Below are 315 nucleotides of genomic sequence, written 5' to 3' on the forward strand. Positions count from 1 at the left end.
CGGCCCAACTACGACGCGGAGTCGGTGGCCGGCGCGCTGGAGCTGCTGCGGGCGGCCGGCCTGCCCGAGCGCCTGGTGGTGGACGCGAGCCACGCCAACAGCGGCAAAAACCACCGCAACCAACCGAAGGTCGCGGCGGACGTGGCCGCCCAGCTCGCCGCCGGGCAGCGCGGCATCGTCGGGATCATGCTGGAGAGCTTCCTGCTCGCCGGCCGCCAGGACCTCGACCCGACCCGCGAGCTGACCTACGGCCGGTCGGTCACCGACGCGTGCATCGGCTGGGAGACCACCGAGGAGGTCCTGGCCCACCTGGCC

The 315-nt window shown here is 74.0% G+C and carries 1 pseudogene; it reads left to right on the top strand.

Features of this window, described 5'->3' with window-relative positions:
• A pseudogene (locus ACSNOB_RS32080) lies at nucleotides 1-315 on the top strand (3-deoxy-7-phosphoheptulonate synthase); the annotation flags it as partial.

It is taken from the genome of Micromonospora sp. URMC 106 (genome assembly GCF_051386395.1).
In the GTDB taxonomy this organism is placed as follows: Bacteria; Actinomycetota; Actinomycetes; order Mycobacteriales; family Micromonosporaceae; genus Micromonospora.